This is a genomic window from Pontixanthobacter rizhaonensis (assembly GCF_012972675.1).
Taxonomy (GTDB): domain Bacteria; phylum Pseudomonadota; class Alphaproteobacteria; order Sphingomonadales; family Sphingomonadaceae; genus Pontixanthobacter; species Pontixanthobacter rizhaonensis.
This window is the reverse complement of the sequence record NZ_JABCRE010000002.1, coordinates 960,252-983,917: the sequence shown is the minus strand read 5'-3', so window position 1 is coordinate 983,917 and position 23,666 is coordinate 960,252. Positions and strand designations below refer to the sequence as shown.

25 protein-coding genes and 1 pseudogene are annotated in these 23,666 nt (G+C 55.0%); 17 read left to right on the top strand and 9 right to left on the bottom strand.

What is annotated here, in order from left to right; genetic code table 11:
- Nucleotides 1-4: 4 nt before the first annotated feature.
- The gene (eno, locus tag HKD42_RS04660; protein WP_170010747.1) at nt 5-1,279 is read right to left on the bottom strand and encodes a phosphopyruvate hydratase; all 1,275 of its coding nucleotides are present in this window, start codon (nt 1,277-1,279) and stop codon (nt 5-7) included.
- A gap of 222 nt (nt 1,280-1,501) precedes the next feature.
- Between eno and HKD42_RS04655 the strand changes: the two genes are divergently transcribed.
- The 6 genes from HKD42_RS04655 (at nt 1,502) to HKD42_RS04630 (ending at nt 4,243) form a co-directional block, all read left to right on the top strand.
- A complete protein-coding gene (locus HKD42_RS04655; protein WP_170010745.1) occupies nt 1,502-2,056 on the top strand; it encodes a hypothetical protein in 555 nt (184 codons plus the stop codon).
- Between the two features lie 39 nt (nt 2,057-2,095).
- A complete protein-coding gene (locus HKD42_RS04650; protein WP_170010743.1) occupies nt 2,096-2,515 on the top strand; it encodes a phage holin family protein in 420 nt (139 codons plus the stop codon).
- Nucleotides 2,512-2,892: a hypothetical protein gene (locus HKD42_RS04645; protein ID WP_170010741.1), complete on the top strand. Its 381-nt coding sequence runs from the start codon at nt 2,512-2,514 to the stop codon at nt 2,890-2,892. Before HKD42_RS04650 ends, HKD42_RS04645 begins: the two co-directional genes overlap by 4 nt.
- Nucleotides 2,889-3,380 carry a hypothetical protein gene (locus HKD42_RS04640; protein WP_170010739.1) on the top strand — a complete coding sequence of 164 codons (492 nt, stop codon included), beginning with the start codon at nt 2,889-2,891 and terminating at the stop codon, nt 3,378-3,380. The genes HKD42_RS04645 and HKD42_RS04640 overlap by 4 nt, the downstream gene beginning before the upstream one ends.
- A 129-nt stretch (nt 3,381-3,509) precedes the next feature.
- On the top strand, nt 3,510-3,740 hold the full coding sequence (locus HKD42_RS04635; protein ID WP_170010737.1) for a DUF4170 domain-containing protein: 231 nt from the start codon (nt 3,510-3,512) through the stop codon (nt 3,738-3,740).
- A 23-nt stretch (nt 3,741-3,763) separates the two neighbouring features.
- A complete protein-coding gene (locus tag HKD42_RS04630) occupies nt 3,764-4,243 on the top strand; it encodes a GNAT family N-acetyltransferase (RefSeq protein WP_170010735.1) in 480 nt (159 codons plus the stop codon).
- A 22-nt stretch (nt 4,244-4,265) separates the two neighbouring features.
- Here the strand turns inward: HKD42_RS04630 and greA are convergent, their stop codons facing one another.
- The 5 genes and pseudogenes from greA to carA all read right to left on the bottom strand — a co-directional run bounded on the left by greA (nt 4,266) and on the right by carA (nt 10,387).
- Nucleotides 4,266-4,733 (bottom strand): transcription elongation factor GreA, encoded by a 468-nt coding sequence (gene greA / locus HKD42_RS04625; RefSeq protein WP_170010733.1) that lies wholly within the window; start codon nt 4,731-4,733, stop codon nt 4,266-4,268.
- Between the two features lie 109 nt (nt 4,734-4,842).
- Complete coding sequence (carB, locus tag HKD42_RS04620; protein WP_170010731.1) at nt 4,843-8,169, bottom strand: carbamoyl-phosphate synthase large subunit; 3,327 nt, start codon at nt 8,167-8,169, stop codon at nt 4,843-4,845.
- A gap of 360 nt (nt 8,170-8,529) precedes the next feature.
- A pseudogene (locus tag HKD42_RS04615) lies at nt 8,530-8,616 on the bottom strand (glutamine amidotransferase-related protein); the annotation flags it as partial.
- 5 nt (nt 8,617-8,621) lie between these two features.
- Nucleotides 8,622-9,107: a hypothetical protein gene (locus HKD42_RS04610; protein ID WP_170010729.1), complete on the bottom strand. Its 486-nt coding sequence runs from the start codon at nt 9,105-9,107 to the stop codon at nt 8,622-8,624.
- On the bottom strand, nt 9,104-10,387 hold the full coding sequence (gene carA, locus HKD42_RS04605) for a glutamine-hydrolyzing carbamoyl-phosphate synthase small subunit (RefSeq protein ID WP_170010727.1): 1,284 nt from the start codon (nt 10,385-10,387) through the stop codon (nt 9,104-9,106). The genes HKD42_RS04610 and carA overlap by 4 nt, the downstream gene beginning before the upstream one ends.
- Before the next feature lie 201 nt (nt 10,388-10,588).
- Here carA and HKD42_RS04600 point away from each other — a divergent pair, with 201 nt between their 5' ends.
- The 5 genes from HKD42_RS04600 to HKD42_RS04580 all read left to right on the top strand — a co-directional run bounded on the left by HKD42_RS04600 (nt 10,589) and on the right by HKD42_RS04580 (nt 15,988).
- Nucleotides 10,589-11,041 carry a GatB/YqeY domain-containing protein gene (locus HKD42_RS04600; protein WP_170010725.1) on the top strand — a complete coding sequence of 151 codons (453 nt, stop codon included), beginning with the start codon at nt 10,589-10,591 and terminating at the stop codon, nt 11,039-11,041.
- Nucleotides 11,042-11,150: 109 nt separating this feature from the next.
- A complete protein-coding gene (locus HKD42_RS04595; RefSeq protein WP_170010723.1) occupies nt 11,151-11,477 on the top strand; it encodes a GIY-YIG nuclease family protein in 327 nt (108 codons plus the stop codon).
- A gap of 6 nt (nt 11,478-11,483) precedes the next feature.
- On the top strand, nt 11,484-13,388 hold the full coding sequence (gene dnaG, locus HKD42_RS04590) for a DNA primase (RefSeq protein WP_170010721.1): 1,905 nt from the start codon (nt 11,484-11,486) through the stop codon (nt 13,386-13,388).
- A gap of 21 nt (nt 13,389-13,409) precedes the next feature.
- Nucleotides 13,410-15,404: an RNA polymerase sigma factor RpoD gene (rpoD, locus tag HKD42_RS04585; protein ID WP_425500363.1), complete on the top strand. Its 1,995-nt coding sequence runs from the start codon at nt 13,410-13,412 to the stop codon at nt 15,402-15,404.
- Nucleotides 15,404-15,988, top strand: a complete 585-nt coding sequence (locus tag HKD42_RS04580) for a DUF2059 domain-containing protein (protein ID WP_170010717.1) — start codon at nt 15,404-15,406, stop codon at nt 15,986-15,988. The genes rpoD and HKD42_RS04580 overlap by 1 nt, the downstream gene beginning before the upstream one ends.
- 79 nt (nt 15,989-16,067) lie before the next feature.
- Here HKD42_RS04580 and HKD42_RS04575 read toward each other — a convergent pair whose 3' ends face one another.
- Nucleotides 16,068-17,756 (bottom strand): M28 family peptidase, encoded by a 1,689-nt coding sequence (locus tag HKD42_RS04575; protein ID WP_170010715.1) that lies wholly within the window; start codon nt 17,754-17,756, stop codon nt 16,068-16,070.
- A 152-nt stretch (nt 17,757-17,908) separates the two neighbouring features.
- Here HKD42_RS04575 and HKD42_RS04570 point away from each other — a divergent pair, with 152 nt between their 5' ends.
- The 5 genes from HKD42_RS04570 (at nt 17,909) to HKD42_RS04550 (ending at nt 21,226) form a co-directional block, all read left to right on the top strand.
- Complete coding sequence (locus HKD42_RS04570; protein WP_170010713.1) at nt 17,909-18,361, top strand: RpiB/LacA/LacB family sugar-phosphate isomerase; 453 nt, start codon at nt 17,909-17,911, stop codon at nt 18,359-18,361.
- Nucleotides 18,362-18,390: 29 nt separating this feature from the next.
- Entirely contained in the window at nt 18,391-19,701 is a 1,311-nt protein-coding gene (gene glyA / locus HKD42_RS04565) for a serine hydroxymethyltransferase (protein WP_281356480.1), read from the top strand.
- A 6-nt stretch (nt 19,702-19,707) separates the two neighbouring features.
- Complete coding sequence (gene nrdR / locus HKD42_RS04560; RefSeq protein WP_170010711.1) at nt 19,708-20,184, top strand: transcriptional regulator NrdR; 477 nt, start codon at nt 19,708-19,710, stop codon at nt 20,182-20,184.
- A complete protein-coding gene (locus HKD42_RS04555; RefSeq protein ID WP_170010709.1) occupies nt 20,177-20,902 on the top strand; it encodes an RNA methyltransferase in 726 nt (241 codons plus the stop codon). The genes nrdR and HKD42_RS04555 overlap by 8 nt, the downstream gene beginning before the upstream one ends.
- Before the next feature lie 78 nt (nt 20,903-20,980).
- Nucleotides 20,981-21,226, top strand: a complete 246-nt coding sequence (locus HKD42_RS04550) for a hypothetical protein (RefSeq protein WP_170010707.1) — start codon at nt 20,981-20,983, stop codon at nt 21,224-21,226.
- A gap of 29 nt (nt 21,227-21,255) precedes the next feature.
- Here the strand turns inward: HKD42_RS04550 and HKD42_RS04545 are convergent, their stop codons facing one another.
- A complete protein-coding gene (locus tag HKD42_RS04545; RefSeq protein WP_170010705.1) occupies nt 21,256-21,573 on the bottom strand; it encodes a chorismate mutase in 318 nt (105 codons plus the stop codon).
- Nucleotides 21,574-21,800: 227 nt separating this feature from the next.
- On the opposite strand from HKD42_RS04545, the gene rpsD reads away from it, so the two are divergent.
- Nucleotides 21,801-22,415 carry a 30S ribosomal protein S4 gene (rpsD, locus tag HKD42_RS04540; protein WP_170010703.1) on the top strand — a complete coding sequence of 205 codons (615 nt, stop codon included), beginning with the start codon at nt 21,801-21,803 and terminating at the stop codon, nt 22,413-22,415.
- Nucleotides 22,416-22,489: 74 nt separating this feature from the next.
- Here the strand turns inward: rpsD and tgt are convergent, their stop codons facing one another.
- A complete protein-coding gene (tgt, locus tag HKD42_RS04535) occupies nt 22,490-23,629 on the bottom strand; it encodes a tRNA guanosine(34) transglycosylase Tgt (RefSeq protein ID WP_170010701.1) in 1,140 nt (379 codons plus the stop codon).
- Nucleotides 23,630-23,666: the final 37 nt, after the last annotated feature.

Here is a 23,666-nt window from a genome sequence, read left to right as displayed (position 1 = left end):
CCGATTAGCCGAAACAGGCTGCCCCGGCGTAATGTGCGCTGGCGCCCAGTTCTTCCTCAATCCGGATCAGCTGGTTGTATTTGGCCAAACGGTCTGACCGGGCCAGCGATCCAGTTTTAATCTGCCCGCAATTGGTCGCAACTGCCAGATCAGCAATCGTTGCATCTTCGGTTTCACCAGAGCGATGCGACATGACAGATGTGTAGCCCGCGCGGTGGGCAATATTCACTGCCTCCAGCGTTTCTGTGAGCGTGCCGATCTGATTGACTTTAACCAACAGCGAATTGGCCAGGCCTTTTTCGATACCCATTGTCAGCCGCGCCGGATTGGTCACAAACAAATCATCACCCACAAGTTGGACCTTGCCGCCGACGGCATCGGTCAGCGCCTTCCAACCTTCAAAATCATCTTCGTCCATACCGTCTTCGATAGAACGGATCGGATAATCGTTGCACAATGCGGCGAGGTAATCTGCCATTTCGGTAGGCGACAGAGATTTGCCTTCGCCAGAGATTTCATATTTGCCATTCTTGAAGAATTCGCTGGAGGCACAATCCAATGCCAATGCAATGTCCTCACCCGGCTTGAAGCCAGCTTTTTCGATTGATGCCATGATAAAGTCCAGCGCAGCGCGCGAACTGGCGATGTCAGGGGCGAAACCACCTTCATCACCGACCGCAGTGGCCAAACCCTGATCAGACAAACCCTTTTTCAATGTGTGAAATACTTCAGCACCCCAACGCACCGCTTCAGCCATGCTGTCGGCGCCTACTGGCATAATCATAAATTCCTGAATATCGATCGGGTTATCGGCGTGCTCACCGCCATTGATAATATTCATCATCGGCACTGGAAGAACGTGGGCGGAAACACCGCCAACATACGCCCATAACGGCATCCCCCGCGCGCTAGCCGCTGCTTTCGCAACTGCCATGCTGGTTCCCAGGATGGAGTTTGCGCCTAGGCGCGCCTTGTTCGGCGTACCGTCCAAGTCGATCATTGCCAAATCGATATCGCGTTGGTCTTCCGCATCCAGGCCGAGCAGGCTGTCCGCAAGCTCACCATTTACTGCGGCAACCGCGTTCAGAACACCTTTGCCTAGATATCGGCCCTTGTCGCCATCACGAAGTTCGACAGCCTCGTGCTTACCGGTGGAGGCTCCGGAAGGGACCGCAGCGCGGCCAAAGCTACCGTCTTCCAGCAATACATCGACTTCGACCGTGGGGTTCCCCCGGCTATCAAGAATTTCGCGGCCGTGGATGTCGATAATCGCAGTCATGAATAGGCTCCGGAGAAAGCAAAAAAGATACGGTGTTGTAATTCTCTAATACACCGCCATATTGGTAGTGGATCAGCGTGCAATGTGGCCTTATTCGCAGGAACAAAAGGGCGCAAGTTGCGTTGTAATATTGAGCGGCCAGAAACCGTATGCAGAAGCATCCCGCGTGGTGCATCGCAAGCGAACTGGTCAACATATTGAATGGAATACGAGGGAATACTCATGGCAGAAGCAAAGAAAACCACCACCAAACCTGCAGCCGCAAAAAAGCCGGCAGCACGTAAGCCCGCAGCAAAGAAAGCGGCTCCGGCTAAAAAGGTCGAAGCGACCGACGAGGCCAAGACACGTTTCAATACGGCGCTGGAAGAAGCGAAAGCGGGCGCGGCCGCCCTTAAGGGTGAAGCCGCAACGCGAGCAGCCGCCTACCGCGATGAAGCGAAGGTTCGTTCCGAAGACTGGGCCGGTGACGCCAAAGAACGGGCTGGCGAACTGGCTGTTGAAGCCAAAGCGAAAACCAGCGACGGCATTGCTACACTTGGAAAAGTTGTGTCCGAAAACGCCGGACTGATCGATGAGAAACTTGGCGAAAAATATGGCGATTACGCACGCAGCGCGTCACGCAGCCTGCAAGAAACTGCGGCTAAGATTGATAATAAAAGCGTTGAAGAGCTTGGCGAGGATGCGCGTGCAGCCGTCCGCAAAAGCCCCGGCACCGCTATCGGGATTGCGGCAGTAATCGGCTTTATGGTGGCGCGGCTGTTCAGCAGCAGCCGCTAAGCTCTCGCTAGTGGACGCAGTCCGCGCTAGGGCGACCAAATGACGAACAGTAATCACTCCGGCGAGCCAGAGAACGACGCCAATGAACCTATCGAGGAGCGGCCAGAATTGGACCGCTCCTTGCAGGCTGACGTCAATGCGCTCATCGACGATGGCAAAACGTATGTGGAAGCCGAGCTGGCTTTTCAAAAGTCGCGAATTTCGCTTGCGGCCAACCGGTCAAAGTCGGGTGTTATCTACATTCTGGCCGCATTGGCGTTCCTGCATCTTGCCCTGATTGGCGCTGTCATCGGCGGAATAATTACTTTGATACCGCTAATGGGCCCTGGCGGTGCTACTCTCGCTGTAGTTGGCGGGCTTTTGATTGGCGTTGCTGCGTTCCTATGGATGGCACGGGCCAAGTTTCTAAGCCTGTCCAACGCGTTTAAAACCGGCGCCGCTGAGGATAGTGAGCAATGAGCGATAAATTTGATCGTCAATTGCGCGAGGATAAAGTTTTGCGCGACAGCGCGCTAGCTGTCGTCAAAGCAGACATTGAACAGGTCAAACAAGACCACAGTGCCAAAAACATTGGCAAGCGGTTTGCCAATCGGATGACAGAAGGCGCGCATGATGTGTTGGAACAGGCATCGGCCAAAGCGAGCGACCAACGTGGTATCCTGGTGGTTCTTGTAGCCGCCATAGCTCTATGGTTCGCTCGCAATCCGATAATGTCGTTGTTCAATGATGGTGAAGACACCGCCGTCAATGCCGATGGCAGTGAGACTAAACCCAGCACGGCCAGAGAAATTGATGGCAGCAGCGACGAAGCCAATCATGTGGAGATACCCGAATGAGTGCCGCCGATAAACGCAATGCCTTGAAAGCCAAAATCGAAGCGGCTGAGATGCGTAACGCTCTGCGGTTGGCTGGTGACACAGCGCAAGACGCTGCCGAAATGGCAACCGATTTTGTTAAGCGCCACCCGCTCGCAGCAATTGCCGGCGTAGCCGTGCTTGGCCTTGCGATCGGTGCAATGACCAAACCCGGCCGCGAGGCAGGTAAAAAGGCCGGAGCCAATGCTGGCCAATTTGCTGGTTACGCTTCAGAAATCGGCCTTGCCTACGCGGCAGGTCTACTCGCATCCTTGGGCGAAGTTGTCAGTGACGGCAAAGACGCGCTCGAAGATGTAACCGATACAGTCACCGACAATGCCGGTGCTTTGAAACGGAAGGCGATTTTCAGTGGTGGGAACGCTGCGGCGGCTGCCAAATCGATTTCGCGGGAGGCTGGCAAGAAGGCTGGCCGGGCGCTTCGCGATATGGGAAATGCGGCCAAACACTAACGACGCAGTAGTGCAACAGGATCGCAGGATACGCACCGGCCTGCGTCGACGGGGTTGCTTGACACTGCAATTCCATTATTGGCACCCACATCCGCTGCTAGTCAGCCCTCCCCGATTGTGAGCCGAGCCATGGAAGAAACAGAAGTCAAGCAAACTCTCCACCTTGTTATGGGTGGCCGTGTAAAAGATCCGCGCTCTATGGAATTCCAGGACCCGGAAAGTATCCATGTCGCTGGCGTGTTTAGCGATTATGACAATGCGGTAGAAGCTTGGCGCGGAAACGCCCAGCGCACAGTCGATGATGCTGAAATGAAATATGTAATTGTTCCGCTGCACAAACTGCTGACGCCGCGCGTTTAATCAAACCGTAACAACCATATCCGATGTCCCGCTACTCCATCCGCCGGTTTCGCGCCGAGGACAGTGCTGCTCTGCATGCGATGACTGTTGAGGCTATCGAAAATATTGGGTCTGCGCGATATTCAAACGAGCAAATTGCGGTTTGGTCAGGACGGCATAATAATCCGTCGCGATTGGCAGACTTGGCAGCGAATGGTGCAGTCATCTTCGTCGCTGTTGATGAATGCGATGCTCCGGCCGCATTTGCGATGTTCGAAAAGGATGGTCACTTAGACCAGCTCTATTGTTCGCCAGACCACAGCCGCAAGGGCTTACCCGACCGCTTGCTTGCAACGGCCGAAGATTACGCACGGGCGTTATCTGTCAGCAGGCTCTATACCGAGGCAAGCGAGTTGGCCCGCCCAGCTTTTGAACGGGCCGGATACATGGTCACGCATCGCCGTGACTTTGATTTAGACGGGGTCGCGATCCACAATTACGCGATGGAAAAACCGCTCAAGTAAGCGGCTGCTCCCGATTTTAAGATCAAATATATTCGACTTTTTCGACTAGATAAAACTTGTCACCGGCTGGCACAGTGACTTCAATCTCATCACCCAGACTTTTTCCGATCAGCGCTTTGCCAATGGGCGAGCTGTAAGAAATCATGCCCTTGCTGGCATTGGCTTCCGTTTGGCCGACGATTTGATATTTAATTGGCTTATCATCATCGTCGAGCAATGTGACAGTCGCGCCAAATACGATTTTATCGCCTGACAATGTCGTTGGATCGATAATCTGCGCGCGCGTCACTTTGTTTTCAATGTCAGCGATCATTGCTTCGACCTGACCCTGACGTTCTTTCGCCGCGTGATATTCGGCATTCTCGGACAAATCACCATGTGCCCGCGCTTCTTCGATGGCATCGACAATCTGCGGACGCTCCGCGCGAAGTTCTTTCAATTCAGCAGTCAGTGTTTCGTAGCCCTCAGCGAGCATTGGAACCTTATCCATCGTAACTCTCAATCTTCTTTCAGTGCCCCTCCCAAGAGACAATTCAGTACCGTGCCGTCCAACAGGGACAGCGCATTTCCGCAAAACAATGTCGGGAGAGTGCGTCTATTTACACGCTATAATAGTCTTGGAGTGCGCGGACTTCAAGCTCACTCGGTTTTACCGACTTGATTGCTTCCGCTGTGGCCAGCGAGGCGGCGGCGGTCGTGTAGTATGGAATCTTCATTTCCAAGGCGGTGGCGCGGATCGATTTACTGTCGATCATGCTTTGCCAACCCTCGGTTGTATTGATCACCAAGGCAACTTCCCCATCGATCATCTTATCGACAATGTGGGGCTGCCCTTCCGCGACTTTGTTCACCCGCTCCACCGGAAGGCCTTGCTCAGACAAGTACCGCTGAGTGCCGCTGGTTGCGATAATAGTGAAGCCGCACTCAATCAAAGTGCGCACTGCTGGCACGATAATCGGCTTGTCGCCTTCTTTCACCGACACAAACACGACCCCGCTTTGCGGCAAAGTGACCCCTGCCCCCAATTGCGATTTCAGGAACGCGGTCGGGAAATCAGCATCAATGCCCATCACTTCGCCAGTAGACTTCATCTCAGGTGTAAGAACCGGGTCAGCACCAGGGAAACGGCCAAACGGGAACACAGCCTCTTTCACCGCCATATAGGGCAAATCGCGCTTAAATGCGGGGAAGCTGCTGAGCATTTCACCCGCCATCACACGGCTTGCGACTTTCGCCACTGGCTGACCAATGGCTTTTGCGACGAATGGCACGGTGCGGCTCGCGCGCGGATTGACTTCGATCAGATACACAACGCCGTCTTTCACAGCGAATTGCACATTCATCAAACCGCGCACGCCGAGCGCCATCGCAAGCGCTTCTGCCTGACGTTCCATCTCGTCCACAATGTCAGATGGCAGCGAATATGGCGGGATAGTACACGCACTGTCGCCTGAGTGGACGCCGGCCTCCTCAATATGCTGCATTACGCCCGCGACAACGACTTGCTCGCCATCGCAAATCACATCAACATCGCATTCAATCGCATCGCGCAGATATTGATCGACCAGTACCGGGCTCTCACCTGACACGTTCACAGCGGTTTTGATGTAATCATCCAGCTGCGCCTCGCTATCGACGATCTCCATCGCGCGGCCGCCCAGAACATAGGATGGGCGCAGCAAGACAGGATAGCCGATATTGGCAGCCACTGCGGCGGCTTCATCGCGGCTATAGGCAATGCCATTGTCAGGCTGTTTCAGTTTCAAAGAATTGACCAGCTTGGCGAAGCGTTCACGGTCCTCCGCCAAATCAATCGCGTCAGGGCTGGTGCCGAGGATAGGAATGCCCGCATCCTCCAGCGCTTGCGCCAGTTTGAGCGGCGTCATTCCGCCAAACTGGACAATCACGCCGACCAGTTCGCCCGACTGCTGCTCCACCCGCAGGATTTCCAGCACATCTTCGGTAGTCAAAGGCTCAAAATACAATCGGTCCGATGTATCATAATCGGTTGAAACCGTTTCCGGATTGCAATTGACCATGATGGTTTCAAAACCGGCTTCTGCCAGACTGAAACAGGCATGAACGCAGCAATAATCGAACTCGATCCCTTGGCCGATCCGGTTGGGACCGCCGCCCAGAATGACGATTTTGCGCCGGTCGCTCGGCATCGCCTCATTCTCAGGCTCGCCAAAGGTCGGGGCTTCATAAGTCGAGTACATATAGGGCGTAATCGCCTCAAACTCGGCGGCGCAGCTATCAATCCGCTTGAATACGGGCAGTACGCCCAGCTTCTCACGCAAATCGCGCACTTCGGTTTCTGATGTCGCGCCGGCCATCGCTTGCAGCGCGTCATGCAGCAATCCGGACCGGCGGGCCTGAGTTTCACCCATACCGCCAGCCACACCGACAGAACGGACGGCCAATGTCGCAAGCCGCTTGTCGGAGAAGCCCATTGACTTCAGGCGGCGCAAACCAGCGGCATCGCCGGGCAATCCGTCAGCCGCGATCTGCTTTTCGGTCGCGATAATCTGTTCGATCTGCCGCAAGAACCACGTATCATAGCCGGTGATCTGGTTGATCTCTTCGACACTCATCCCCTCGCGGAATGCTTGTGCGACTTTCAAAATACGGTCGGGCGTGCGTTTGGAAAGCGATCCGGTCAGCACATCACGATTGACCCCTTCGAGTTCCACGACACGGTTGAAGCCATCCAAATCGGTTTCGAGCCCGCGCAGGGCCTTTTGCATCGATTCCTGGAAGTTCCGGCCAATCGCCATCACTTCACCGACGGATTTCATCGCCGTGGCGAGCTCATCCTTCGCGCCTTTGAATTTTTCGAATGCAAAGCGCGGGATTTTGGTGACGACATAGTCAATTGTCGGTTCAAAGCTGGCCGGTGTTGCGCCGGTGATCTCGTTGGTGATCTCGTCCAGCGTATAGCCCACCGCCAGCTTCGCCGCGACGCGCGCGATGGGGAAGCCGGTGGCTTTTGACGCCAAGGCAGACGACCGCGAAACACGCGGGTTCATCTCGATCACGATCAAGCGGCCATCGGCGGGATTGACCGCAAACTGCACGTTGGAACCGCCAGTTTCGACGCCAATCTCGCGCAGAACAGCGATGCTGGCATTGCGCATGATCTGATATTCTTTGTCAGTCAGCGTCAACGCAGGCGCGACGGTGATACTGTCACCCGTATGCACGCCCATCGGATCGACATTTTCGATCGAGCAAATGATGATGCAATTGTCAGCGCGGTCTCGCACGACTTCCATCTCGTACTCTTTCCAACCGAGCAGCGATTCCTCGATCAGAACCTCTGTGGTCGGGCTTGCGTCGAGACCGTCGCGGACGATCTTCTCAAACTCGGCCTTGTTATAAGCGATGCCCCCGCCCGTTCCGCCGAGCGTAAAGCTGGGCCGAATTATGCTGGGCAGGCCTGTACGCTTGAGGATTTCGTGTGCTTCTTCGACCGAATGCGCGACGCCGCTGCGCGCGCTTTCAAGCCCAATCTTGTCCATCGCATCGCGGAATTTCTGGCGGTCTTCGGCTTTGTCGATAGCCTCCGCATCCGCGCCGATCATCTGAACGCCGAATTTCTCCAGCACACCCATCGATTCGAGCGACAAGGCGCAGTTCAGCGCGGTTTGTCCGCCCATCGTCGGCAGCACCGCGTCAGGGCGCTCTTTCTCGATAATCTTGGCGACAATCTCGGGCGTAATCGGCTCGATATAGGTCGCGTCGGCAAATTCCGGATCGGTCATAATCGTGGCCGGATTGGAATTGACGAGGATGACGCGGTAGCCCTCCTCCTTCAGCGCCTTAATCGCCTGCGTGCCAGAATAATCAAACTCGCACGCCTGCCCGATAATAATCGGACCAGCGCCAATGACGAGGATGGAGGAAATGTCAGTACGTTTGGGCATCCTAGGCCTTTTTCTCAAATTGCTTTGTCAAAATTTCCGCTCCGCATTTGGGGCAAGTTTCCGGGATGGTCATTGGCTTGAACCATCCATGAAGATGGAATTTGGTCCAACTGTCCCCATGCTCAGGAAAATTTGCGCCTCTGTAAGGTAAAAACAAATTGTAGGCACAGTCATGGCAGCCAAGATTGGCGGCAGGGAGAACAAACGGCCAAGCGAGCACAATCGTAGCAACCCCGACCCATGGTTGTTCAAGTACTATTGCACCAATTATCCCGCCAAACATAAGGATGGCTAGGAATGGCCAAAAGTCCGTCATCCTTGCGGCATATCTGTAACGCCAATGATTGGGAGCGAGTTTACTCACCCCAAGCCTCCCACAATCTTCTCGAACAGATAAAAGCTATCCTGCGAGCCGGGGCTGACCTCTGGGTGATATTGCACGCTGAACACGATCACAGGATCCGCACACTCGCATCAACCAGCACTAACTGGATGCCATCGTCGAACAGTGTGCACATTGATTTGAGGCCATCCAATGCGGTTTCTTTGCTTTCCAATTCCTCGGGCACGTAGATGTAAGCGAGTTGCCCCTCAGCGAGCATTAGAGTGCCGCTACCCGGTTTTGTGCTGCCAATATTGCGGCGCACGTCGGCAAAAGCGAAGGGTGCGCCATGCTGAATGGTTGTCGGGCGGATGCCATCAATACCGTTCTCAACCTTCGATGCGTCGTTGCCCAAAACCGTAAACACGTAAGCAAGTTTGATTTTGTTCTCAGCGCTAAATTCGTTTGTGTCGATCAGTTCGCGGTGATCGGCCACACATTTTTGCGCTCTTTCGCTGAGCGACGCAGGCACCTCTTGCACCTCCGCAACGGTGTGCGCAGCCGATAGGCTTGCAATAGAAAACAGCGGTGCGGAGAGTAGAGCGATCATCGTCATTGAGCGCTTTCCCCCAACATCCCCACAAACTTCTCGAACAGATAAAAACTGTCCTGCGGGCCGGGACTCGCCTCTGGGTGATATTGCACACCAAACGCTTTTTTGCCCGTCACGGCGATGCCGCAATTGCTGCCGTCGAATAGGCTGACATGGGTTTGCTCTACGCCTTCGGGCAGAGTGTCGCCATCGACTGCGAAGCCGTGGTTCATGCTGGTAATCTCGACAAGGCCCGAGGTGTCGCCCCAACCCTCGCCCACGCGCTGAACCGGATGGTTTGCGCCGCGGTGGCCTTGGTGCATTTTGGTGGTCTTTGCGCCCGCCGCAATCGCGAGCATCTGGTGGCCGAGGCAGATGCCGAACAAAGGCACATCTTTATCAAGCAACGCCTTAATCACTGGCACGGCGTAGGCCCCTGTCGCCGCCGGATCGCCCGGTCCGTTGGACAGGAAAACACCGTCAGGCTTCAGCGCCTCTATATCTTCCAGCGATGTCTTTGCGGGAACCACTGTCACCCGCGCACCGGCCTTCACCAGATTGCGGAAGATATTGTCCTTCGCGCCGTAATCTATCGCGACGACGTGGGGGAGCTCTTCACCCCCGTTCGTGTCGAGCGAAGTCGAGACATCTTCAGACGCTTCGCTACCCTGCCTCTCGACTTCGCTCGAGGCGAACGGAGGTTTCTTCCAAGGTGCCCGACCATATCCCGCGCCGAGCGTCCAATAGCCGCCCTCCCAGCTTTCCTGCCCTTCCCTCGTCACACGCTGGGCGAGGTCCATGCCCTCTAGCCCGGCCCATTCCTGCGCGCGTTTGAGCAAGGCGGGGATATCAAACTGCCCCTCTGGCGAATGGGCGATCACTGCGTTGGGCGCGCCTGACATACGGATACGGCGCGTTAGGGCGCGGGTGTCGATCCCGGAAATGCCGATTTTGTTATTCGCCGCCATCCAGTCAGTGAAGTTCTGCTCGCTCCGGAAATTGGCTGGCTTGGTGACATCTTCACGAACCACGCAGCCCACGGCGCTTTCAACATTGCCTTCGATATCTTCGCCATTGGCGCCGACATTTCCGATATGCGGGAAAGTAAAGGTGACGATCTGCGCTGCATAGCTCGGGTCCGTCATCACTTCTTGATAGCCGGTCATGCTGGTGTTGAAGCATACTTCACCCACCGCATCACCCGCCGCGCCAAAGCCCATTCCCCAAATGACCGTGCCATCCGCCAGAACGAGGACTCCGGTCGCTTCTTTAGGTTGCGCAGGAGTGGTGGCGGCGTGGGCCATATTGGCGCTCCGAGATCATGAATTACGGCGATGTTGCTAAGAGGCGGCGGCTAAAGCGTGCCCTGCCCTTCGTCAAGCTGTCCAAGGCGCAAATATTGCGTTATTACGAATGCATCCCCAACTTAGGGCTCAATTAAGGGCTCGACGAGGAGCCGGCCCTCGGGCCATCTTTCTGAATTATTACTCTGACAGGACCGAATCATGCTTCGCGATGACATTAAAGCCGCCACAATCAGCTCTATGAAGGCAGGCGACAAAGAACGCACGGCCACGCTCCGTCTGATTGGCGCGAAAATCAAGGACCGCGACATTGAACTGCGCACCTCGTCCAAAGATGTGGATGACGAAGCGTTGGTGATCGATGTTCTGCAAAAGATGGCCAAGCAGCGCCGCGAATCGATCACCATGTTTGAAGATGGCGGCCGCACCGAACTGGCTGCCAAGGAAAAGGGTGAGCTGGCGGTAATCGAAGAATATCTGCCAAGTCAGCTAGACGAAGCGGCCACGGCTGCGGCGATTGAAGCGGTTAAGGCAGATATCGGTGCTGACGGCATGAAAGATATGGGCAAAGTGATGGCAGAGCTCAAATCCCGTCACGGTGCAGAACTCGATATGAGCAAGGCCAGCGGTCTGGTGAAAGCCGCGTTGAGTTGAAGTGCGTGGCCTCCGCTCGATACCAACCGCGCATTGGCTTCCACATCACCTCCGTTCGTATCGAGCGGAGGCCAAGGGCCGTAGTCGAGATATAGGTTCATCTCGCTAAATGGCCTTCTGGTGTTATATCCTCAAATGCTCGGACGGAAAGTATTACACCGGCCACACGGACAATCTTGAGCGGAGGTTGGCTCAGCACCAATCTGGCCAATATGGCGGCTTTACCTCTAAGCGCCTTCCGGTTGAACTTTTCTGGACGCAGGAATTTGCGACGCGCTATGAAGCGCTGGAGAGCGAACTGGTGGTAAAGAAGTGGTCTCGCGCAAAGAAAGAAGCGCTGGCCGCCCAAGATTGGGACCGACTTTCATGGCTTGCCAAGCCGCCAACAGACCGTGTCTCGACTGCGCTCGACACGAACGGAGAGGTTGGGCAATAGAGCGATATGGCGCTTTCCCCTCAATGGCTTGATGAGCTGCGTGCTCGCGTGACGCTTTCCAGTGTCATCATGCGCACGACCAAGCTCCAGAAAGCCGGGCATGAGTGGAAAGCGTGCTGTCCCTTCCATGACGAAAAATCCCCCAGCTTTACGGTAAGCGACCAAAAGGGCTTCTATCACTGCTTCGGCTGCGGCGCGCATGGTGACGTGATCCGGTGGATGACCGACCAGCGCGGTCTTGGCTTTATGGATGCGGTGAAGGAACTGGCTGCAGAGGCCGGGATGGAAGTACCCGCGCCCGATCCTGTCGCCGCACAACGCGCCGAACAGCGTGCCGGGCTGAATGACGTCATGGAGGCAGCGCAAGTCTGGTTCATGGAAAATTTGCGATCAGCCGATGGTGCTGATGCCTTGGCCTATCTTAAAAATCGCGGATTCAAACCCGAAGTAATGCGCGAGTTCGGATTCGGGTTCGCACCAGATGATCGCAACGCACTAAAACGCGCATTGTCGAATTTCGAAGATGCCATGCTGGTCGAATCCGGAATGCGGATTTCGGTTGATGATGGCGCGCAATATGACCGGTTCCGTGCGCGCCTGATGCTGCCGATTCAGGATGCACGGGGGCGAGTGATCGCTTTTGGCGGGCGTATTCTGGATAAAGACGCCAAAGCGGCGAAATATCTCAACTCCCCCGATACGCCTTTGTTCGACAAGGGACGCAACCTTTATAATCTTCACCGCGCCAGCCCTGCCTCCCGCCAGACAAACCGGGTGGTTGTGGTGGAAGGCTATATGGATGTGATTGCCCTCGCCAATGCGGGAATTGAGGATGCCGTGGCCCCGATGGGTACGGCCCTCACCGAAACCCAGATCGAATTGCTGTGGCGCATGGTGGATACGCCGGTGCTGTGTTTTGACGGTGACGCAGCGGGACAGAGAGCGGCGATGCGGGCAATATCGCGAGCATTGCCGATGCTGCGCCCTGCCCACTCGCTTCGTATTGTGCGCCTTCCGACCGGACTTGATCCCGATGATCTGCTCAAACAAAAAGGCCGCGGGGCGATGGATGCGTTGCTGGATGACGCGCCCAGCTTGCTGGAAACGCTATGGGCTTTTGAACGGGACGCGCAGCCGCTGAAATCGCCGGAAGACAAGGCTGGACTGAAAGCCCGCCTCAACGCGCATATCGACACAATCGAAGATCAGGACATCAAGGCCCTGTACCGGCGCGAGTTGTTGGAAAAATTCTCTGCTTTCGCATTCCCGCCCCGCGAGAAGAAACCCTGGGTTAAACGGGACTGGAAGGCAGGAAACTTCAAAGCAGCTAATCCAACGCTGTCTCCGGATGCTGCCAAACGCCTGAAACACATGAACAGCGGCGGAAACAGGGATCGTTTGGGAACAGCGGTTGTCGCGGGCCTTGCCAAATGGCCTGCTGCCATTCTGTCTAATGTCGATACTCTGGAACGGCTGGCAAGAACTGATGCAAAACTCGGCCCGATCATTGATTCGTTGATAGATACTGCCGAGACGCTTGATCCTGGCGATATGTCTCCCATATTGATGCCAGAAGGCTTTTCTCAAGCGCCGGATGAAACCCGTTTCTCCTTCCTTCGCGAAGGTATCGATCCGCAAGCTGCTCTGAGTGATCTAGCCGAGGCTGTGTCGCTGTTGGTTGAAAGACCGGCTTTGGAATCCGCATTGGCTGCGGCAACAGAGCGGTTTGAGACTGATCCGGAGGGCGCTTTCGCCGAGCAACAACGCTTGCTCAAACGAAAGCTGGAATTCGAGCAGCAACTCAGGCAAATGGGCAGTGAACGGGCTGCGAGAGCGGCCCCAAGTGATTCACACGATGATTCAAATCGTTCTGCCGCCACGGCGGACCAGAGCGAGATAGAAACGGACTGATACAGTTTTATGGCTTCCAAAGTGAAGAATGAGAAAGAAGACGCACCACTGATCGACCTCAATGAGGCATCAGTGAAGAAGCTTCTCGCGAAGGCCAAGCGTAAGGGCTACATCACCTATGATGAGCTTAACGCGGCTTTGCCTCAGGATCAGATGAACACCGATCAGATTGAAGACGTAATGTCTGCAATTTCTGAAATGGGCGTCAATATCGTTGAAAATGACGAGGAAGCCGAAGCCGAGCAAGAGCAAGAAGCCGAAGTCGAAGAGATCAGCGTTGGCGCCAAAGATGCCAAGAAGCCTGCTGCTGCTCCGAAAAAACTAGCCGCCGGTGAACGGACGGACGACCCGGTCCGGATGTATTTGCGCGAAATGGGCGCGGTGGAATTGCTCAGCCGTGAAGGCGAGATCGCGATTGCCAAGCGGATCGAAGCTGGCCGTGACACGATGATCATTGGCCTGTGCGAAAGCCCGATTACATTCCATGCCATTATTCACTGGTCAGAAGCCCTGAATAATGAAGAAATGCAGCTGCGCGAGATCCTCGATCTTGACGCGATGCTCTCCAAAGAACCTCCCGTCGATAAGATGGAAGAAGAAAACGAAGATGATGACGGCGAGATTTCGGAAGAAACCGCTGGTGTCGATATCCGTGAAGATGACGATTCTGACGACGAATCTTCGGATGAAGAAGGTGAGGATGGCGAAGAAGGTTCATCCAAGCGTGAAGACGAAGAAGAGGAAGACAACACCCTTTCCCTCGCCCAGATGGAGGCAACTCTTAAACCGGAAGCGCTGGAAACTTTTGCCCGTATCACCACCATGTTCAAGAAGTTCGAGAAACTTCAGGCTGAGCGTGTCGATATTATGGGTGCAGGCGGTGAATTCCCGGCTGCTAAAGAAAAGAAATATGAAAGCTTGCGCGAAGATCTGACCGCACAAGTCGAAAGCGTGCAGTTCCACGCGACCAAGATCGAATTCTTGGTCGACAATCTGTATGCGTTCAACCGCCGTTTGACAGCGCTTGGCGGCCAGATGCTGCGCCTGGCAGAACGTCATAAAGTGAAACGTATCGATTTCCTCGATGCGTATATCGGGCATGAGCTTGATGATAACTGGCTGACAGAGCGGGTTAAGAAAGACAAAAAGTGGGCGGCTTTCATCGAGAAAGAAGCCGATGCAGTTGACCGTATCCGCACTGAAATTGCAGATATTGCCAGCCAAACCGGCATGAGCTTGCCGGAATTCCGCCGCATCGTGAACATGGTGCAAAAGGGCGAGCGCGAGGCACGTATCGCGAAGAAGGAAATGGTCGAAGCCAACCTTCGTTTGGTTATTTCGATTGCCAAGAAATACACCAATCGCGGCCTGCAATTCCTTGATCTTATTCAAGAAGGTAACATCGGCCTGATGAAGGCGGTGGACAAGTTTGAATATCGCCGCGGTTATAAATTCAGCACCTACGCTACATGGTGGATCCGTCAGGCGATCACCCGTTCTATTGCCGATCAGGCGCGAACGATCCGTATTCCTGTCCACATGATCGAAACGATCAACAAGCTGGTCCGTACGAGCCGGCAATTCTTGCACGAGCAAGGCCGCGAGCCGACGCCGGAAGAAATGGCAGAGCGCCTGTCCATGCCGCTTGAAAAAGTGCGCAAGGTTATGAAAATCGCGAAAGAGCCTATCTCTCTCGAAACACCTATTGGTGACGAGGAAGATTCGCACCTTGGCGACTTTATCGAAGACAAGAACGCGATCATTCCAGTGGACGCCGCCATTCAGGCGAACTTGAAGGAAACGGTGACACGCGTCCTGGCCTCACTAACCCCGCGTGAAGAGCGTGTTCTGCGGATGCGCTTTGGCATCGGGATGAATACCGACCACACGCTTGAAGAAGTGGGGCAGCAATTCTCCGTTACGCGTGAGCGTATTCGCCAGATTGAAGCGAAAGCACTGCGCAAGCTGAAACACCCAAGCCGTTCACGTAAAATGCGAAGCTTCCTGGATCAGTGATGCGACTTGGTGGCTATGTAGTATGGCTGACTTCCGCCATATTGCTCACGGCCCCCGCTGCGGCACAATCGGATGATACCGCCAGCGAATTCGAAGTCGAAACTGCATTAGCACAGCAGATCGTAGCCGAATCTGTGTCGGCTGTTGAATTCGAGGACCTGGTATTTTCGTCAATTGCGCAGGAAATGGTGCAGCGCCGCGCGGCCATGACTAACCCGACGATAGAGGCAAACCCGCCACTGTCGAAGATACTTGACGATTGGATCGACGAACGGATGTCGAATGCGCGCGCTATTTTCCGTGCGCACTATCCTGCAATCCGTTTGGCCCAGGAAGAATTTTTTGTTGATACCTACACGACTGATGAATTGCGTGAGATACTGGCGTTTGTCTCGACACCCACCGGCAAAAAATATGTGCGCAGTCACGCTGAGGTCCGCTCAAACCCGGCAGTAAAAGCCGCAATCGCAGATTTTGCGGTTAAAATCGCGCAATCTGATAGCCCGTCGGTTGATGAACTATCTGAACGCCTTGCCGGCTATATATATTCGGCAGAAGAAGGCGAATTGGTACAAGCTGAATAAGGGTTATAGCTATAAGCTGTGTGCTGCCGGGGCAGGTTTGAACCCCCTAAATTGGTAAAGCGTGCTCAGCAGCCTTGGCTCAGCCCTTCAATGATTCATACGCCGCGACCGTATCGGCCACCGGATCAAACCGAACCCAGAGGGCAATTGTGCTGGCCAAAACGAGGCAGAGCGCAGTCACTGCAAAGGCGGATCGCCGGTTCACGGCCGGTATCAATGTACCCAGCATCGGTATCATCAGTGCCGCCAACACGGCCGTTACAGCCGGGAGATCCGGCCCCACGCCTTGCATCAGCTGAAAACCATATTGCAGCACAAAACCGAGCAGCAACGCGCCGCAGACTGCTTTTACGCCTTCAACCCAGCGCCCGCTAAACCGTGTCGCTACCGCCCCTGCGATACCGCTGAGTAAGAATGGCCATACCACGATGTAGGACGTGATCGGGGCATAAATTTGTAGAACCAGCGCGATGAGCACGCCGGCAGCGCTGCCGTTTCGGCCAGCCCATAACGGCGCGGATGCGGCCAAAGCGGCCACACAAATCAGCAGCGCCTGGCCGGTCAACATCGGAATGGCGGCCAGGCGATCGTAATAATCCGCTTCTCCGCTGGCTGCGCCGGAAATTATGTTCAAACCATATAGCACCGCGCCGCCGCCCACTATGACAACGGCGCTTGCTCCCAACCCGCGCAATGTTCCGGCCATGCCGCCGCCATTGCCGCGCAGACAATATATGTGCAGCGCCGCCATAACACCGAACAGTACCCAGCCAATGGCTGTGCCATAGGAAACAAGAATAATCCCGAAAGCATCGAAGAACGTCGTATTCGGGCTTGGCTGTGGTAATTCATCGGCATTGCCCAAAGCGCGTGTCAATGAGAGCGTTTGCTCGCCCATGTCTTGAAGCGATCCTTGGTCAAGGTTTTCGGGTGTCGCTTTCGGTGAGTGATACAGCCCCGAACGGCCAATAAAACTCAAATTATACGCGGTGTAATCCCTTTCCAGTGCTGGGGTTAGATCGGTGTCATTCGGCAGCGCCTCATAAACGAATGTCGCCAGTGAAGATCCACCCGGGCGACTGACAGCCTGCCGGTAGACGTCCACCGCCTCGCCGTTCTGGGATGACGTTTGGAACAAAGTGGTTCGGCCACCACCACCCCTAGCCTCCAGATTAATGATCGCTCCAATACGGTCACTCAATGGATTGCTATCGAAAAACTGGCGCGCACCAAGCAGACCCAACTCCTCGCCATCTGTAAGAACAACGATTACGTCGCGTTCTAGAATACCAGATGCTTTCACGCCGCGGACGGTTTCCAATATGCTTGCGACACCGGCTGTATCGTCGGGCGCACCGGGCGACGCCCAGACGGTGTCATGATGCGCCATCAAGGCGACGGCGGGTGCCGCACGGTTATTCCCTGGCAACACGCCGATAATGTTCGTGAGAGTCAGGGCATCAGGCCGGGTGCCGCTCCAATGCCCGAAACGGTCAAGGCTGCGATCCGGCACATCGCCTGTGGTGGTGGAGACCTCAAGCCCCATCTCCCGCATTTCCGCGATGATATATGCACGGACGTCTGCATTGGCTTGCGAGCCGGTCGGATGCGGCTCTGCAGCAATAATACGAACATGGTCCATTGCCCGCGCCGCAGAAAAACCGGCTGGGTCGCTATCAATTGGGGCGGCTGGCTGCGGGGTGGTCCCCAAAACCGCCAAACCAACGCCCAAAATCAAGGCAATACAAGCGGTTTTCCATCGTTCCATCCCGTCCCTCTCTCTCGCGAGTGTGATGCGCCGAGCCTGTGGTTGTGTCAATTCGGTAACGCGATGGGGATGATCTGGTGTTGGAGGTAGTCTGGATGCCGCGATACTTCTAAAGGGTGCGCAACTGATTCCTTCAATGCAGGACGCCGCTTATGCGCATCGCGATTGCCTCTGACCACGCAGCCACAGACCTTAAAACCCAGCTGCGCGATTGGCTGATCGAAGAAGGGCACGAGGTCGCTGATCTTGGCCCGGGACCGGGCGAAAGTGTCGATTATCCTGATTACGGTTACAAACTAGCCGCCGTTGTCGCTGATGGCACGGCAGAGCGTGGTATCGCGCTTTGCGGGTCAGGCATTGGAATATCAATATCGGTCAATCGTAATGCGGCCTGTCGGTGCGCATTGGTATCAGAACCACTATCCGCGGCATTGGCGCGGGAGCATAATGATGCGAACTGCATTGCCATCGGTGCTCGCTTGACTGGGATCGAAATGGCCAAAGCGTGCGTTACAGCTTTTATACAAACCGAATTTGCCGACTCGCAGCCTGGTGGCACTGGCCGCCATCAACGCCGGGTCGATAAATTGTCAGACCCGAAATAATTCATCATCCAAGCTACCGAGAACCCGTCATGAGCACAGCACCAAACCAAACAACCGATATCATGCACCGTTTCTGGCACGACAGCCTAGCTGAAGCAGATCCAGAGATTGCAGCGGCTATCGGCAGTGAATTGTCCCGCCAGCAGGACAAGATCGAACTGATCGCCAGTGAGAATATTGCCAGCAAGGCAGTGCTCGAAGCCACTGGATCTGTGTTCACCAACAAATATGCCGAGGGTTATCCAGGCAAACGCTATTATGGCGGCTGCGACTACGCTGATGTCGTTGAGACGCTGGCTATTGACCGTGCGAAGGAACTCTTCGGGTGCAACTTCGCGAACGTTCAGCCCAATAGCGGCAGCCAAATGAACCAGGCCGTGTTCTTGGCTTTGCTACAGCCGGGGGACACCTTTATGGGCCTCGATCTGAATTCCGGCGGCCACCTGACGCATGGTTCACCCGTCAACATGTCTGGCAAATGGTTCAACCCTGTCGCTTACGGCGTTCGCCAAGCAGACGAACTGATTGATATGGACGCAGTCGCTGCAACAGCGCGCGAGTATAAGCCGAAATTGATCATCTGCGGCGGCACTGCCTATTCACGCACTTGGGACTTCAAACGTTTCCGCGAGATCGCCGATGAAGTTGGCGCGTATTTGCTGTGCGATATGAGCCATATCTCCGGATTGGTAGCCGGCGGAGCGCACCCTTCCCCCTTCCCGCACGCTCATATTGTGACCAGCACAACGCATAAGAGCCTGCGCGGACCACGCTCTGGAATTATCCTCTGGAATGACGAGGAACTCACCAAACCAATCAACATGGCGGTGTTCCCGGGTATGCAAGGCGGCCCCTTGATGCATGTTGTTGCTGCCAAGGCGACAGCCTTCCGCGAAGCACTTCGCCCGGATTTCAAAACATATGCTGCTGCGATCGTAGAAAACGCCCGCGCTTTGGCTGCCAGTTTGGAAGAAAATGGCTTACGCATTGTGTCTGGCGGGACAGACAACCACTCTATGTTGGTTGACCTCACAGCTATGGATGTAACCGGTAAAGCGGCAGAAAAAGGCCTCGACCGGGCATGGCTGACCTGCAACAAAAACGGTATTCCATATGACACCCGCAGTCCGTTTGTGACGAGCGGAATTCGTTTGGGCACACCAGCAGGTACGACACGCGGCTTTGGCCCGGCAGAATTCCGCCAAGTGGGCGCTTTGATTGCCCAAGTGGTTTCAGGTCTTTCCAAGAACGGCCCCGAAGGTGATGCACAGGTTGAAGAAGCCGTACGCGGGAAAGTCGCTGAATTATGCGCCGCTTTCCCAGTCTACCCGGGACGTTAATTCACCATGCGGTGCCCTTTCTGCGCCTTCGATGACACGCAAGTAAAAGATAGCCGCCCGACAGAGGATAATACCTCTATCCGGCGGCGACGGCAGTGTTCGAGCTGCGGTGCTAGATTTACGACGTTTGAGCGTATCCAGTTACGCGAAGTGACGATTGTGAAATCCGGTGATCGCAGAGAGACGTTTGAACGTCGGAAGCTGGAACAGTCGATCGCTCTAGCCTGCCGGAAACGGGACATCTCGCAAGAGCGGATCGACAGACTAATTTCGGGTATCCAGCGACAGGTGGAAACAACCGGCGACAGCGAAGTGCCTTCCTCAAAACTGGGCGAGATGGTGATGGATGGGCTGCGTCAGCTCGATAGTGTTGCGTATATCCGTTTTGCCAGCGTCTATCGTGACTTCAGTGAAGCACGCGACTTTGAAGAATTTGCCAGTTCAGTGGCCGAGGTCGCAGAGGCCGGAAAACACGATGACTGATCTGGCCAAGCCACCGGTATTCGTACTGGTCCGGCCACAGCTTGGTGAAAACATCGGCAAAGCTGCCCGCGCGATGCTGAATTTTGGTCTTACTGAGATGCGGCTTGTCGCTCCACGTGACGGGTGGCCCAACCCAAGCGCTGGGCCATCAGCCGCAGGTGCAGATATCGTGCTTGATCAAGCAAAGGTTTTCAAAACAACAGCCGAAGCCGTGGCTGACTGCACCAATATTTATGCCACCACTGTGAGGAAGCGCGGCGACGCAAAACCTGTGGTGTCGCCGGAGGAAGCGGCCGCAGAGATTATAGTACATCCCGGCCGCAGCGCATTCTTGTTTGGGCGAGAAGCTTCGGGCCTCGACATTCAGGACGTCGCAATGGCACGGGCCATCCTCACCGTTCCAATCAATCCCGACTTCGGATCACTCAACCTCGCGCAGGCGATTATTTTGTGCGCATATGAATGGTCGAAAACCCAAGCTCTGGCCCAACCCACGCTGGAGGAACAATTGCCACCGGCACCGCAGGCCGATCTGGACGGTTTGATTCATCACTTTGGTCAGTTGCTTGAACCTAAAGGCTATTTCCTGCCGGATTCTCGGGCTGATGCCACCAAAAGAACATTACGAAATGTGCTGACCAAACCGCGCTGGAATCATCTGGAGATCCGTACATTGCGCGGGGTGCTATCATCGCTTGGTCGGCAAGATCGCAATTGATGATTCTTGAGGCTCGACAAGTTGCCCAACGCGACATAACGTCTAGTGACCCCTTATTAGCTGCATAGAGATGATATCATGCGCGCTTTTGCTGCCACGCTTTTGCTTTCGACTTTGACTGTACCCACTTCTGCTTTGGCTGGTGAACCTGAGGACAGCGAGAAGCCGAGCGAGCAGACAACTAAGGACCTGCAAACAACCCAAAAGGTCGAAAAATCCAAACCTAAAAAGGTATGTAGAAGGGTTCAAGACACCGGCAGCCGTAGCTCAAAACGCTTATGTCTGACACGCGAGCAGTGGCAAGAATTCAATAACGGCAATTGATCGTCCTTCAATCGAATGGCGAACTGGCCTCATTTCATCTCGCGAATGCGATCCCATTCGGCCATCTCGTAAGCAATGGATGCCTCTACCAACCGGTCCCAAATATCGGCGATTGCTTCCTTAGGTAGTCCCGCAGCCGCGGCGGTTTCTGATGCGGCACGGATTACAGCAGCTTTACGGTCTTCATCCCGAACGGCGTTGCGGGTTTCTTTGATCCGCGCCGCTGCACGCATATAACCGAAACGTGTTTCAAGCAGCGCAACCAATTGTTGGTCCAACGCATCAACTCCGACGCGGACGTCGGTCATGGAAACACAGTCTTCAGGAGATTTGGGTGAGTTAGTCATCACCGCGCGCTCTGGCCTCCGCTGGCCGATTTGTCGAGTGCGGATTTAGTTGACGCGGGCACTATTCCTGCTATTCGCGCGCTTCGCAATTTGGTTCCGCATCCCGGTGAAGCGGCAACCGCGTGAGACACTGGCCAGAAATTGGCCACTCTGACGGAGCGATACCGGGTGAAAGCGCTAGCACTCCAGCAGTTGGAGGAGCGGCGATAGCAGAATGGAGTACGACTATGTCGAAGCGTAAAGCATCGAAGCATAAACTTGATCGCCGGATGGGTGAAAACATCTGGGGCCGTCCAAACAGCCCAGTAAACAAGCGGTCTTACGGTCCTGGCCAACATGGTCAGCGTCGCAAGAGCAAAGTAAGCGATTACGGGCTGCAGCTGCGCGCCAAACAAAAGCTTAAGGGCTATTACGGCGACGTGACGGAAAAGCAGTTCCGCAGCACATATAAAGAAGCATCCAGCATCAAGGGTGATACAAGCCAGAACTTGATCGGTTTGCTCGAACGCCGCCTCGATATGATCGTTTACCGCGCCAAATTCGCACCAACGATCTTCGCAGCGCGTCAGATTGTCTCCCACGGTCACATCAAAGTGAACGGCGTGAAGTGCAACATTGCAAGCCGCCGCATTAATGTGGGTGACGAAATCAGCTTGGGTGACAAGGCCAAGGAAATGGCTTTGGTTATCGAAGCACAAAGCCTGCCTGAGCGCGAAATTCCTGACTATGTTTCGCCAGACGGCAATGACAAAGTCACATATACCCGCGTACCGAAGCTGGACGAAGTGCCTTATCCGGTCACGATGGAACCGAACCTCGTCGTCGAATTCTATTCACGCTAAGGTTTATACCAACGCTACATAAAAAAGGGCGGCCTTCACGGGCCGCCCTTTTTTGTTTCCCTATACCCGCGCATCTATTTCTTCAGATAATTCCGCCGGAATTCCGAAGCAAAGGCAGCAAAGCGCCCCTCGCCAATTGCGTCACGCATGGCTTGCATCAGTTGCTGATAAAACGCGATGTTGTGTTCGGTCAGCAGCATTGCACCCAGTATTTCTTGCGACTTTATCAGGTGATGCAGATAGGCACGGGTGTATTTGGCGCATGTGTCGCAGTTACACCGATCATCCAGAGGATCAGTATCTTCTGCAAAGCGAGCGTTGCGCAAATTGATGGGGCCGTTCCAAGTAAATGCCTGCCCGTTCCGACCTGATCGGCTTGGAAGAACACAATCGAACATATCGACGCCGCGCTCCACCGCTCCGACAAGATCATCTGGCTTGCCGACTCCCATCAGATAACGTGGACGATCATCCGGCAACTGTTGCGGTGCAAACTCCAGAGTATTGAACATGGCCTCCTGCCCCTCGCCAACAGCTAGCCCGCCAATCGCATAACCATCGAATCCGATATCAATCAGCGCGTCTGCGCTGCGTTTGCGTAGCTCTTCATCCAGTGCGCCTTGCTGAATACCAAACAATGCAGAGCGTGCTGCGTGCTCTTGCCCGCTATCAAACCCATCACGGCTGCGCTTGGCCCAGCGCATGGACATTTCCATTGAACTGGCGATTGCATCGCGCGGTTGATCAGCGCGGGGGCATTCATCGAACGCCATCACGATGTCGGAACCCAGCAGGCGCTGAATTTCCATTGACCGCTCTGGTGTCAGCATATGTTTGGAACCATCTAAGTGGCTGCGGAACTCTACACCTTCTTCTGTTAACTTGCGCAGATCAGACAAGCTCATCACTTGATAGCCGCCGCTATCCGTCAGGATTGGGCGATCCCAATTCATAAACTTGTGGAGGCCGCCAAGGCGAGCGACGCGTTCCGCACCAGGCCGCAGCATCAGATGATACGTATTGCCCAAAATGATATCAGCGCCCGTTGTCCGGACCGTTTCAGGCTTCATCGCCTTTACCGTTGCTGCGGTGCCGACGGGCATGAACGCAGGTGTGCGAATGTCACCCCGCCGCATCTGGATTGTCCCTGTACGGGCTTTTCCATCTGTCGCAGCGACGGTGAAAGAGAATCTCGGAGGTGTAGGATCAGTCATGTGGTTGCGGCCTTTAACGAGACCCGCCATGACGGGC

Coding starts and splice junctions, on each gene's coding strand:
- eno (WP_170010747.1), bottom strand. CDS start 1,279: ATGACTGCGATTATCGACATCCACGGCCGCGAAATTCTTGATAGCCGG.
- HKD42_RS04655 (WP_170010745.1), top strand. CDS start 1,502: ATGGCAGAAGCAAAGAAAACCACCACCAAACCTGCAGCCGCAAAAAAG.
- HKD42_RS04650 (WP_170010743.1), top strand. CDS start 2,096: ATGACGAACAGTAATCACTCCGGCGAGCCAGAGAACGACGCCAATGAA.
- HKD42_RS04645 (WP_170010741.1), top strand. CDS start 2,512: ATGAGCGATAAATTTGATCGTCAATTGCGCGAGGATAAAGTTTTGCGC.
- HKD42_RS04640 (WP_170010739.1), top strand. CDS start 2,889: ATGAGTGCCGCCGATAAACGCAATGCCTTGAAAGCCAAAATCGAAGCG.
- HKD42_RS04635 (WP_170010737.1), top strand. CDS start 3,510: ATGGAAGAAACAGAAGTCAAGCAAACTCTCCACCTTGTTATGGGTGGC.
- HKD42_RS04630 (WP_170010735.1), top strand. CDS start 3,764: ATGTCCCGCTACTCCATCCGCCGGTTTCGCGCCGAGGACAGTGCTGCT.
- greA (WP_170010733.1), bottom strand. CDS start 4,733: ATGGATAAGGTTCCAATGCTCGCTGAGGGCTACGAAACACTGACTGCT.
- carB (WP_170010731.1), bottom strand. CDS start 8,169: ATGCCCAAACGTACTGACATTTCCTCCATCCTCGTCATTGGCGCTGGT.
- HKD42_RS04610 (WP_170010729.1), bottom strand. CDS start 9,107: ATGACGATGATCGCTCTACTCTCCGCACCGCTGTTTTCTATTGCAAGC.
- carA (WP_170010727.1), bottom strand. CDS start 10,387: ATGGCCCACGCCGCCACCACTCCTGCGCAACCTAAAGAAGCGACCGGA.
- HKD42_RS04600 (WP_170010725.1), top strand. CDS start 10,589: ATGCTTCGCGATGACATTAAAGCCGCCACAATCAGCTCTATGAAGGCA.
- HKD42_RS04595 (WP_170010723.1), top strand. CDS start 11,151: ATGGCCTTCTGGTGTTATATCCTCAAATGCTCGGACGGAAAGTATTAC.
- dnaG (WP_170010721.1), top strand. CDS start 11,484: ATGGCGCTTTCCCCTCAATGGCTTGATGAGCTGCGTGCTCGCGTGACG.
- HKD42_RS04580 (WP_170010717.1), top strand. CDS start 15,404: ATGCGACTTGGTGGCTATGTAGTATGGCTGACTTCCGCCATATTGCTC.
- HKD42_RS04575 (WP_170010715.1), bottom strand. CDS start 17,756: ATGGAACGATGGAAAACCGCTTGTATTGCCTTGATTTTGGGCGTTGGT.
- HKD42_RS04570 (WP_170010713.1), top strand. CDS start 17,909: ATGCGCATCGCGATTGCCTCTGACCACGCAGCCACAGACCTTAAAACC.
- glyA (WP_281356480.1), top strand. CDS start 18,391: ATGAGCACAGCACCAAACCAAACAACCGATATCATGCACCGTTTCTGG.
- nrdR (WP_170010711.1), top strand. CDS start 19,708: ATGCGGTGCCCTTTCTGCGCCTTCGATGACACGCAAGTAAAAGATAGC.
- HKD42_RS04555 (WP_170010709.1), top strand. CDS start 20,177: ATGACTGATCTGGCCAAGCCACCGGTATTCGTACTGGTCCGGCCACAG.
- HKD42_RS04550 (WP_170010707.1), top strand. CDS start 20,981: ATGCGCGCTTTTGCTGCCACGCTTTTGCTTTCGACTTTGACTGTACCC.
- HKD42_RS04545 (WP_170010705.1), bottom strand. CDS start 21,573: ATGACTAACTCACCCAAATCTCCTGAAGACTGTGTTTCCATGACCGAC.
- rpsD (WP_170010703.1), top strand. CDS start 21,801: ATGTCGAAGCGTAAAGCATCGAAGCATAAACTTGATCGCCGGATGGGT.
- tgt (WP_170010701.1), bottom strand. CDS start 23,629: ATGACTGATCCTACACCTCCGAGATTCTCTTTCACCGTCGCTGCGACA.